The 10,960-nt window shown below is 61.4% G+C and carries 5 protein-coding genes; 3 read left to right on the top strand and 2 right to left on the bottom strand.

Annotated features, from left to right (window positions below):
• Both I8N66_RS06215 and I8N66_RS06210 read left to right on the top strand, forming a co-directional pair.
• Nucleotides 1-584, top strand: a 584-nt coding sequence (locus I8N66_RS06215) for a GNAT family N-acetyltransferase (RefSeq protein WP_291150983.1), incomplete at its 5' end; no start/stop codon positions are given.
• 561 nt (nt 585-1,145) lie between these two features.
• A complete protein-coding gene (locus tag I8N66_RS06210) occupies nt 1,146-1,817 on the top strand; it encodes a response regulator transcription factor (RefSeq protein WP_291150980.1) in 672 nt (223 codons plus the stop codon).
• Nucleotides 1,818-2,046: 229 nt separating this feature from the next.
• Here I8N66_RS06210 and I8N66_RS06205 read toward each other — a convergent pair whose 3' ends face one another.
• Nucleotides 2,047-2,712, bottom strand: coding sequence for a response regulator transcription factor (locus I8N66_RS06205; protein ID WP_291150977.1), 666 nt, complete (start codon nt 2,710-2,712; stop codon nt 2,047-2,049).
• On the bottom strand, nt 2,705-4,180 hold the full coding sequence (locus tag I8N66_RS06200) for an ATP-binding protein (RefSeq protein ID WP_291150974.1): 1,476 nt from the start codon (nt 4,178-4,180) through the stop codon (nt 2,705-2,707). Before I8N66_RS06200 ends, I8N66_RS06205 begins: the two co-directional genes overlap by 8 nt.
• A 418-nt stretch (nt 4,181-4,598) precedes the next feature.
• Between I8N66_RS06200 and I8N66_RS06195 the strand changes: the two genes are divergently transcribed.
• A partial coding sequence (locus tag I8N66_RS06195) for a peroxidase family protein (protein WP_291150971.1) occupies nt 4,599-10,960 on the top strand: 6,362 nt, incomplete at its 3' end.

The following is a 10,960-nucleotide window of genomic DNA, read 5'->3' as shown; positions in this document are numbered from 1 at the left end:
GCAAACTCTTCACCAAAGCGACAAGGGTCAGTATTCGCAAAGCCGAGCGAGAGGCCGTCATCGTAAAAAGCAGTAGCAACGGCGAACTAATCCCGCTCCTTCACAACTTGCTTGAGAGGTCCGTCAAACGGTGGGCTGAACAGCAAAACGAACCGCTCTGGCTAGCGAAGTTCCGCTTTGGAAGGCGAGATCCCATCAAAAAGCTCTATCAAATCCAGGAGGCGCTCGGTGCATCCTGCAAGGTCTGGGCAGCATGGGTGAATGGGCAACCGGTTGCGGCGTCCCTCGTTTTGATGGGAAAAAACGTGAATGACGCCCGGGGCGCAATCGACCGAGTTGCATTGGGAACGTCCCGCGCCAACGATCTGCTCCAAAAACTCTCGATAGAAGACGCGTGTCGGACAGGCTGTCGTTACTATCACCTGGGCGAGAGCGGCAATTCGGCATCCCTTTCCCATTTCAAGGAGCGTTTCGGAGCGACGCACTACGATTACTCCGAGATACTTATCGAGCGGCTCCCGATTTCTCAGGCCGAAAAACTGCTCAAGTTGGGCGTTAAGAGAGCGATCGGCTTCAAGGACTGAATCCGCTCCTCTCCACAGCACAAGTGCGCACCGGGTTTAACACGTTCCGTGGCACTGGTAGCCTCGGATGGACGCCGATCAGGTGTTTGCGGGGTGCGCGCTCGACCTGTGGCGCTCCCGTTTGTGCGCGCGTACCCGCCGCTTGAGCAAGCAGCAAATCTAAATACGGCAGCGACCTCTTGCCCGTCAGATAGCACGCGTAGTTTTGGTGGTTCACGGTCCAGCAGGAGCATCTCCAGATGGAACTCGCAAATTAACCGTTTCTTAAGCGTGCACTTTAAAACGGACCTCTATTGCACTACTATAATTTAGGGGGCGCCGATAAGCGGCGATCTCCATCAAATCGTCGATGTGTCGGGCGCGCTGGAGGGCACCCTTAAAAAGAAACTCGACTTCGCTTGCGCCTGTCTGTTCGATGTATTCGACATCAATACTTTGAGTACGAATTTATATTTCAGCATTTCCATACAGCATGCACGACCAATATATCGATCGCATGGAAGTCGTCTCTCTGCATCGTAGGGTTGGTAATTTACATATTGCCGTCGGAGAGCAAAAATTATGTCTATTTCAGTCGCATTTGTCGACGACCATCCAATTTTACTTGAAGGTCTGGTCAGCTTATACTCCGGGAAAAGTGATCTCAATATCGTCGCCAAGGGCGAGAATGCGGTCGACGCATTAAAGATCGTCGAAGAGCATTCGCCCCATGTCCTCGTGCTCGACCTGAGTATGCCGGGCGACACAGTTGCCGCCATAGAGGTGATTGCACAGAAATATCAGGGGACACGGATCATCGTCTTCACAGCGAATTCGAGCATCGAAACGGCCATCCAGGTGCTGAACCAAGGCGTCGCAGGCTACGTGCTCAAAGGCAGCTCCGCCAGTGATCTGCATCAGGCGATACGCACGGTCTACGATGGCGACACATTCATCACCGCGGGCTTTGCCACCAAAGTCATCATGGCGATGAAGACTGCAGAACTGCGCCGACGCAAGCAGGCGCAACAGCGTCTGAGTTTGCGCGAAGAGCAGATCGTCCGCCACCTGATGCGCGGCAGCACCAATCGCGAAATAGCCAGATGTCTTGATATCAGCGAAAAGACCGTCAAGCACTACATGACATTGCTGATGCAGAAACTCGACGTGAGGAACCGTCTTGAAGTGGTGCTGGCGGCCCAACGCCTCGACGTTCTGCCGGACGGTACGGTCGATCGCGGACGGATCAACTAAAGTGCCCTACCCTCGCATGGATCGGCGGGCCGACGCTCGATAGCGGCTGCGCCGTTCTGCGCCAGCGAGTGTCGCCGCGCCTCCGACAGAAGTTCCCCCCGTTCAAGGGTTGGCGGACAGTCGCAAAAGCCACCGGCGTCCCCCATTGCCATGACCAAGCGGAAATAAGGCCGTCGCGACCGTCCCATTGCCCCGGGGGATCGCGCCCATTGGTCGACCAGTGCCTGCCTCAGGCCTTGCGGTTTGGCGAAGGCTTCAAGTGGCGCTGTGCCAAGAGGGCAGCCTCGACGCGGTTCTTTGCACCGAGTTTCGTGAGCAGGCGGCCGACATGGAATTTCACTGTCTTGATCTGCACGTCCATTTCTTCGGCGATCGTCCGATTGGTGCAACCGCGCCCCAGCAAGCGGAAGACAACTGCCTCCTTCGGCGTCAGCTTGTCGATCAGCCGTTCCACCCTGTGTCCTTCGGTGCGATTGCGAATGACGCCGAAGAGGCGCATGCCAAGCGCAGGCGAAAGATAAGCCTGCCCTTCGGCGACGGTCGAGATCGCCGCAATCAAGTCGGGTGCAGGGGCGCCCTTCAGCACATAGCCCGCCGCTCCAGCGTCGAGCGCCTCCAGCACATCATCGTCCTCCTCCGAAACCGTCAGCATCACGACCTTCGTCTCGGGCCAGCGCGCGGAGATTTCGCGCGCTGCATCGATCCCGTTGCCGGGCATGGAAATGTCGAGCAGCGCCACGTCAGGCAGCAGTTTTTCGACGAGCCGGAGCGCCTCGTCCTTCGAGCCGCCCTCGCCGACCACGGCAAAGTGTTTCTGCAACCCGAGTGCCTGCAATACGCCCATTCGAAAGAGCGCGTGATCATCGACGACGATAACCGACGTGGGTTCACCCATCGAGTATTCCTCCTCCGAGATCCAGCGTCATTTTAAGTTCCGCACCGCTCTGCCGCTGGATGAAATTTAATGTGCCGCCGAGGCTTTCGACCCTTTGCTGCAGCCCGTGGATGCCCAGGCCCCCGCCACCCGACTTTTCGGCAGAATGGCCGTCACCCGACTGGCGGCCGCTATCGGAAACGCTGAGCACCAGGGTCACACCGTCGACGCGACAGCGGACCGCCTGCCCCTGCCCGCCAGCGTGGCGGTAGGCGTTGTTCAGTCCCTCCTGCACGAAGCGGTAGACGCAGGTCTTGATAACCGGCGGCAACGTCAACTTGCTGCCGCTGGCCTCGACCTCGACTTGGGTCCCAGTCCGCGCTTCATGAAGTCTTGTGGCCCGAGCGATGACCTGATCGAGCTCCAGGCGCTCGATATCCGGCAAGAGCAACGACCGCGCGATCAGGCGGATTTCCTTCAAGGTTTCTTCAAGCGTCCTTCCGATCACATCCAGGGCCTCGTCGCGCTCGGCCTTGGACCGTGCCAGGCGTACCGGCTCCATCTGCAGGACGGCAAAGCCGATCAACTGCGCCGGACCATCGTGCAGATCAGCGCCAATTCCGCGCGTAAGCCGCTCGTTGAAATCCGTCATGCGCAAGGAGGCAATCCTTGCGCGATCGCGCAGCACACGGATTTCCTCGGAGACCCGCTCGGCTTCCTCGGCGCGCTGCTGCAGCCGCAGTCGCTGCTGCTCAATCGTCGCGCTGCCGCGATGCACTATGCCGAACAGGCCGAGCATGATCAGGGTGGAGGCGCCCGCGACCACCGTCCAGCCGATCAGGCGCACCTTGAAGATCTCCCAATGCAGGATGTCCGTATCCTCGTGTATCTCCGCGACGGCAACGACTTCCCCCGTGTCGGCCCGACGCACGGGGCTATAGATTTCGAGATAGCGCGCGTTGAGGCTTCGAAGCGTGTGCTCACTCGCCGTCAGATCCGCGTAATCGGCTGCGACGTCGCCGCGCAGCGCCTGAACGAGTCCCGGCGGCGGATTGAACCGGCGACCGATCAGCTCCTTGGAGGTGGAATAGGCGACCGTCGCATCCGGCAACCACAACTCGAAATAGGGAAAGCGGCCCTTGAACTGCGGCTCGGCAAAGAGCTGGTCGAGGCGCGCCCGGCGCGCCGGCGAAATCTCGCCCGTCTGGGCCAACTCGTTACCGACCGGCTCGAGTATGCTTTGCATGAAGAGCGCCGTCGCCGCGGCACGATCGCCCGCTGCATTCTGGGAAACTTCGCGAGAAATGAGGTAGCCCGAGACCCCGGCGACCAGCAGGATCAACACGCTGCTTGCGAGCAGGAACTGCACGGAAAGGGTCTGCCGACCAAACCATTCCTGCATCGGCGGCAACATGCGACGACGGACCATGACCGCCGGCTTCGCCGGCACGGCGATCTCCTGCGAAATGCCCCGTGAATGCTCAGTCACGCTGCGCGGTTTCCTTTCGGATTGCTTGCGGCGGAAACGCAATGTCCCAACCGAGCCGCCGCGGAGATGATGGCATTATTCTGCTAAATTGAAAGACCTTCCCCAGTGAATATCCAGGGTCCAAAGAAGGACTGGACCTAGGTCCAGACTATCTATTGGTCCAATGCCACAAATGCCGCGTCCGCTAGTCGGAAAAGCGCTCCGCCCTTCGTCGGCAATCTCGTCCGACCTTGCGACGTTTCTTTCCTGGGCTTCTGCGTCCACCCTACAAATATCAGCAGAAATGCCCGCGGGTCACGAACCGGGCAATCCGGAACACAGCAACCGGCGCGCCGGGGGGACAGCCTCGCCGCCGGACGGTGGAACTTTGTTTGAAACGGGCGGCCGCGGCTTCGCGATGGCGCCGATGGAGGGAAAAATGGTAAAGCTCAACCGGAACGATCTCGACTTCATCCTGAAGCAAATCAAGATCGCGGAGGCTCACACGGCAGCCATCGACGGCGGCGCCGATCCGCGCGCTGCCCTTGCAGAGCTTGTTTCCAACCCGCTCCTTCCATACGGCCTTCGCACGGTCGACGGCTCGTTCAACAACTTCCAGCCGAACATGACGCATCTCGGCTCATCGGATCAAACGATGGTGCGGCTGCTGACGCCGAACTATGCGCCAGCCGAGATCAACCCCCGCAACGGGCAGCAGACCAGCTATGCCGATCCGACTGGTTCGGTTTATGACAGCCAGCCGCGGTTGATCTCCAACATCGTTGCCGACCAGTCTTTGAACAACCCCGCGGCAATCGCTGCGGCGCTTGCTTCCCTTGATATCAAGGGCGCGGAAGCACTCGGCATCGTTCGCTCCGTGATGGACCTTCAGGCGGCGGCACGCGCAGCGCATGCCGCCGTGGCAAATGCGGAGGCGAATGCCGATGCGGCGGCGGCCGCCGCCGATGTCGTCGTCGCCAATGCACAGGCGGCGCAAGCGACAGCTCAGGCGACGTATGATGCGGCCGTGGCCTCACAGTCGGGAGCAACGCAGGCACTCGCCAGCGCCAATGCCGCCTTGGCCTCGGCGATCGGCGCGCGCGATGCACATGCCCCCGCGGTCGCAAGTGCCCAGGCGGCGGCTGCCACAGCACTTGCAGCCAGCCAGGCCGCAGCGTCGACAGTGTCCGACGCAACGGATGCACGCAACATCGCCTTTGCCAATCTCGGATTGGCCCAGCAGGCAGAGAGCGCTGCCCTTACGGCGTTCCAGAACGCTCCGACGCCCCAGAACAGCGCGCTCTACCTCGCCGCTGTTGATGCCCGCGAAGACGCGCAGATCGCCTACGCTCTGTCGGTCGAGAACCTGGAGGATGCTTCGGCGGCGCTGACGGCCGCACAGGCTGAACACGCAACTACTGTCGCCGCCTTGCAGGATGCCATTGCCGAACAGCAGACATTGACGAGCGCTGTGGAAGGCGCCCAGAGCGCTGCCGCAAGCGCCACTGCTGTGCTTGCGAGCGCCGACGCGACGTTGAGCGCTGCGGCAAGCGATCTGGCGGAAGCGACGACCAACCTGAATGAAGCCGTTGCGGCGCGCGAAGCCATCCTGACTGGAGACGGCGCGACCGAAGCCGCTCAAGCGATAGCAGAGGCCGCCGATGCCGCCATCATCGACGAGCTTTCCTCTCACGGTGTGACGATGGATGGCGACAACGTCTTCATCAAGAACATCGCCGCCGACCTTGGCGACACGGCCTCGTTCAACGGGTTCATGACCATTTTCGGTCAGTTCTTCGACCACGGCCTGGACCTGACCTCGAAGGGAGGCAGCGGCAACGTCATCATCCCCCTGCAGCCGGACGATCCGCTCTACGTCGTGGGAAGCCAGACCAACTTCATGATCCTCACCCGCGCAACGAATGAGGCCGGCCCGGATGGGCAACTCGGGACGCCCGACGACATCCGCGATCACCGCAACGAGACCACGCCGTGGATCGATCTCAACCAGGTCTACACGTCCAATCCGTCGCACCAGGTCTTCCTGCGCCAGTATGTGCTCGTGGAAGGCAAGCCCTTGGCAACCGGCGAAATGCTGCAAGGCGCTACCGGTGGACCGCCGACCTGGGCCGACATCAAGAACCAGGCAAGGGATCTGCTCGGCATCGAACTGAGCGACATGAACGTGCATAGCGTGCCGCTCCTGGTGACGGACCTCTACGGCGAATTCGTGCGCGGACCCAACGGCCTGCCGCTGATGATGACCGCCACGGGACCTGTCGAGGGTAACATTGCGAACCCGATCGATGCCGTGACTGCCCTCAGCGCGGGCCGCGCCTTCCTCAACGACATCGCACACAGCGCCGTACCGAGCGGACCGGTGGATCACGACCGAAACCCGGCGACGGCGCCGGTCGCCGTGCTCCCGGATGCAGACGACGTTGCCGGCAACCCGATCCTTCCGAACGCCTTCGGCGTCAACGTCACCTATGACGACGAACTGCTCGATGCCCACTTCGTTGTCGGCGACGGCCGCGGCAACGAGAACATCGCGCTGACGGCGACCCATTCCGTCTTCCACAGCGAACACAACCGTCAGGTCAGCGCCATCAAGGCGACGGTGCTCGCCGAAGGGGACCTCGCGCTGCTCAACGAGTGGCTGCTAGTCGACGTGACCACGTTCCCGACCAGTACTGCTGGCCTCGTATGGGACGGCGAGCGTCTCTTCCAGGCGGCACGCTTCTCGACGGAGATGGTGTATCAGCACCTTGTCTTCGAAGAGTTCGTTCGCGCCGTCGCCCCGCAGATCGATGCCTTCGTGTTCTCGCATTCGGTTGAGATCGACGGCGCGATTTTCGAGGAGTTCGCCCAGGTCGTCTATCGCTTCGGCCACTCGATGCTCAACGAAAACGTCGAGATGCTGAAGCTCAGTGCCCAGGGAACGGCGACGCCGGAGGAAATCGGCCTGATCGATGCCTTCCTCAACCCGATGGCCTTCAACAATGCGGGTGTCGATGCCCATGCTGCCTCCGGCGCCATCATCCGTGGCATGACCCAGCAGGTCGGCAACGAGATCGACGAGTTCATGACCAGCGCGTTGCGCAACAACCTCGTCGGCCTGCCGCTCGACCTCGCCACGGTCAACATTGCCCGTGCTCGCGAAACCGGCATTCCCTCGCTCAACGAAGCGCGACGCCAGATCTACGAACAGACGAACGACAGCTACCTCAAGCCCTATGAGAGTTGGGCCGATTTCGCCCTACACATCAAGAACCCGCTTTCAATCGTCAACTTCATCGCCGCCTACGGCACGCATGAAACGATCCTCGCCGCCACCACGGCCGAAGCCAAGCGCGACGCCGCCTGGGACCTCGTCTTCGGCGCTGCCGGCGAAACACCAGCGGAACGCCAGGCGCGGCTCGACTATCTGAATTCGACCGGCACATGGGCAACGCGCGAAACCGGTCTCAACAAGGTGGACTTCTGGATCGGTGGTCTTGCCGAGGCGCTGATGCCCTTCGGCGGCATGCTGGGCTCGACCTTCACATTCGTCTTCGAGTTGCAGATCCAGAACCTCCAGAACGGCGACCGCTTCTATTATCTCAGCCGCACGCAAGGGCAGAACCTGCTCAACGAACTCGAGGCAGACAGCTTCGCCGATCTCATCCGCCGCAACACCGACACCGAGGACAGCGGTCTTCACATCAACGGCTCGGCCTTCCAAACGGCCGACTACGTCATCACAATGGATCAGTCCAAACAGTGGAACCACGGGCTCGGCAATGCGGATCCGACCCGTGAGGCGGACGTGATCTCTGCAGTCACGGGCACCGACTCCCTCGTCATTCGCGGCACGAACTATCTGCGCTTCACCGGCGAGGAACACGTGGTGCTCGGCGGTACGAATGCCGGCGAAACTCTGATCGGCGGCGCCGGCGACGACACGATCTGGGGCGAAGGCGGCGACGACCGCATCGAGGGCGGCTTCGGCGTCGACCACCTGCACGGCGGCGACGGTGACGATATCATCACCGATAGCGGAACCGACATCGGCGCCAGCGACGTGATCAAGGGCGAAGGTGGCGACGACGTCATCAATGGCGGCATGGGCCTGGATTTGATCTTCGGTGGTGACGGCAACGACGTGCTGGCCGGCGGCGAGGATCAGAAGACGCTTTCGGGCGGTCAGGGCAACGACTTCATCCGCGCGCCCACCGGTGGTGGTGGCGCCATCCTCGGCAACGAGGGCGACGACTGGATGGAAGCCCAGGGCAACATGACGACGCTTACCGGCGATAACTCGGAACTGTTCTTCAATTCGCGCATCATCGGCCATGACGTGATGATCGCCGGCGAGAACGATACCGACTTCGACGCCGAATCCGGCGACGACATCATGGTTCAGGGTATCGGCATCAACCGTTCGAACGGCATGGCCGGCTTCGACTGGACGACGTTCAAGAACAACAACTACGACGCTGATGCGAACATGAACATCAGCATCTTCGTCAACCAGCAGAACAACATCCTGCGCGACCGCTATGATCTGGTCGAAGGACTTTCCGGCTGGGACCGCAACGACACCCTCACCGGCCGCGACGTGGTCATCGGTGGGTACGACCCGAACGGAAATGCCTCACAGGTCGATGCCGACGCACCGATCGAGAGCTTCTCCAACGCGCTGCTCGAAAAGAACGTCGACCGGATCGCAGGCCTGCGGGAACTGGTCGCCCACCTTCCGCGCTTCGACCTCTACAATCCGCACAATCTCGATGCCAACGGCCTTCCGATCAATCCCGCCGGAGCAAGGGAGATCGCGGTCATGGATACGTCCGACGGCTCGGACATCATCCTTGGCGGCGGCGGCTCGGACACAATCCGCGGCATGGGCGGCAACGACATCATCGACGGCGACAAGTGGCTGAACGTACGCATCCTTGTCACGCCGCGTGAAGGCCAGGGATGGGCTGCCTTCAGCATCGATTCGATCGCCCAAATCCAGAGCCGCCTGTTCTCCGGCGAGATCAAGCCGAGCCAGTTGCAGGTCGTCCGAGAGATCCTCGACGGCGGCAAGGAAGGCGATATCGACACGGCTGTCTATTACGACAGCTTCGAGAATTACGAGATCACCTACAATGCGGACGGCAGCGTAACCGTCGCCCACGTCAACCCGACCGTCGGCATCGTCGACCCGGCGACCGGCCGCAACCTCGAATCCGAGGGGACCGACCGCCTCTTCAACATCGAACGCATTCAGTTTGCCGATCGGGTGCTGGACCTTCGCGGCCCTTCCATCGACCTGCATGCGTTTGACAGCGCAAACTACCGTGACGCGTTCGGTTCGGCGAATTACGCCAACTCCAACGGATCGGCAGCCTGGACCACGCCATGGACAGAGGCTGGCGACCGTACGGCCAACGCGACAACCACGGGCGAAATTCGCATCAATGGCGGCCAGCTCGAATTCCGGCAGGATACCGGAACGGGCTCGACACCACCCGGAGCCACGATCACCCGGACGGTCGATCTTTCCATGGTTGGCGCCGGCACTGCGACGCTGCGCTTCGATTACGAAGAAAGCGGCCTGGACAACGGCGAGACCCTTGAGGTGCAGTTCTCGAGCGATGGCATCACGTTCACCACGCTAGAGACAATCACGGGCGCTTCCAACAATGGCGGCCCGAGCTTCGCGCTGACCGGTCCCTTCTCGGCGACATCGGCCGTCCGTTTCGTCTTCAGTGGCGTGAACAACAGCAACGAGACGGTGCGGATCGACAATGTCAACGTCGAGTACACCACACCGGTCGATGACGGTTCGACGGGTTGGGGCGGCACCTTCACGGAAGATCAGGGTGCGGTCGGCATCTCGAGCCTCTCCGGCATTTCGTCAAGCGAGATGATTGCATCGGCTCGCATCGTACTGAAGAACATGGCCGACGGAGACACGCTGACCGCGACGACCGCCAATGGCCGCCCGGCCGCCATCGCAGCCTCGCAGGCGGTAATCAGCGGCGAATTCGTCCTGCTGCTCACCGGTCAGGCGAGTGCCGCCGACTACCAGCGCGCGATCGATTCCGTCCGCTTCTCCAACTCGTCCGACACCCCGGCCACGACAGCGCGCACCATCGAGGTGACGGTGAATGATGGCTTCCGCGACAGCCAGGCGGCGACAGCGACGATCAACGTCGTCGCGGTGGACGACCCCATGATCGCAAACAACGATCGGATCGTGACGAACTGGACCAACGGCAACCCGTTCACGATCCCGAATTGGGCCCTGCTTGCCAACGATATCGATCCCGACAGCCCGCTGGCAATCTCGGCCATCACGCAGACAAGCAGCCTAACGGCAACCCTCGGCGCTGGCGGCGTGACGATCACCGATACGGGCAACGGAAATGGCAATAACGGCGGCAGCTTCGCCTACCGCGGAACAGGGACCGATACGGCAAACGTCGATGTGGTGCGCGACACCGCCGGATCGATCGACGGCGGCAACGGCAACGACATTCTGGTCGGTGACAACGCGGCAAACACGCTGAATGGCAGTGGTGGCAACGACATCATCTTCGCCGGTGGTGGCAACGACACCATCAATCAAGGCAGCACGCACGGCCGCGACATCATCGACGGTGGCGCCGACAGCGACACCTATATCCTGTCGGGGAGCACCGGCGCCGAGCTGTTCCGCATCTATGCCGTCACCGCAGCGCAGAACACCAACCTGGCAGCAAACCTGAATACGACCTTCCTGGCGTCGACGGAGATCGTGATCACCCGCACGGTCGGTGGTGTCGAAAG

The organism is Ensifer sp. SSB1, from assembly GCF_016652895.1.
In the GTDB taxonomy this organism is placed as follows: Bacteria; Pseudomonadota; Alphaproteobacteria; order Rhizobiales; family Rhizobiaceae; genus Ensifer.
The sequence above is the reverse complement of the archived record's forward strand: the minus strand, read 5'-3'. Positions and strand labels throughout refer to the sequence as shown.

What these genes read in the sequence shown, in the direction of transcription:
- I8N66_RS06210 (WP_291150980.1), top strand. Translation starts at nt 1,146, where the DNA reads ATGTCTATTTCAGTCGCATTTGTCGACGACCATCCAATTTTACTTGAA.
- I8N66_RS06205 (WP_291150977.1), bottom strand. Translation starts at nt 2,712, where the DNA reads ATGGGTGAACCCACGTCGGTTATCGTCGTCGATGATCACGCGCTCTTT.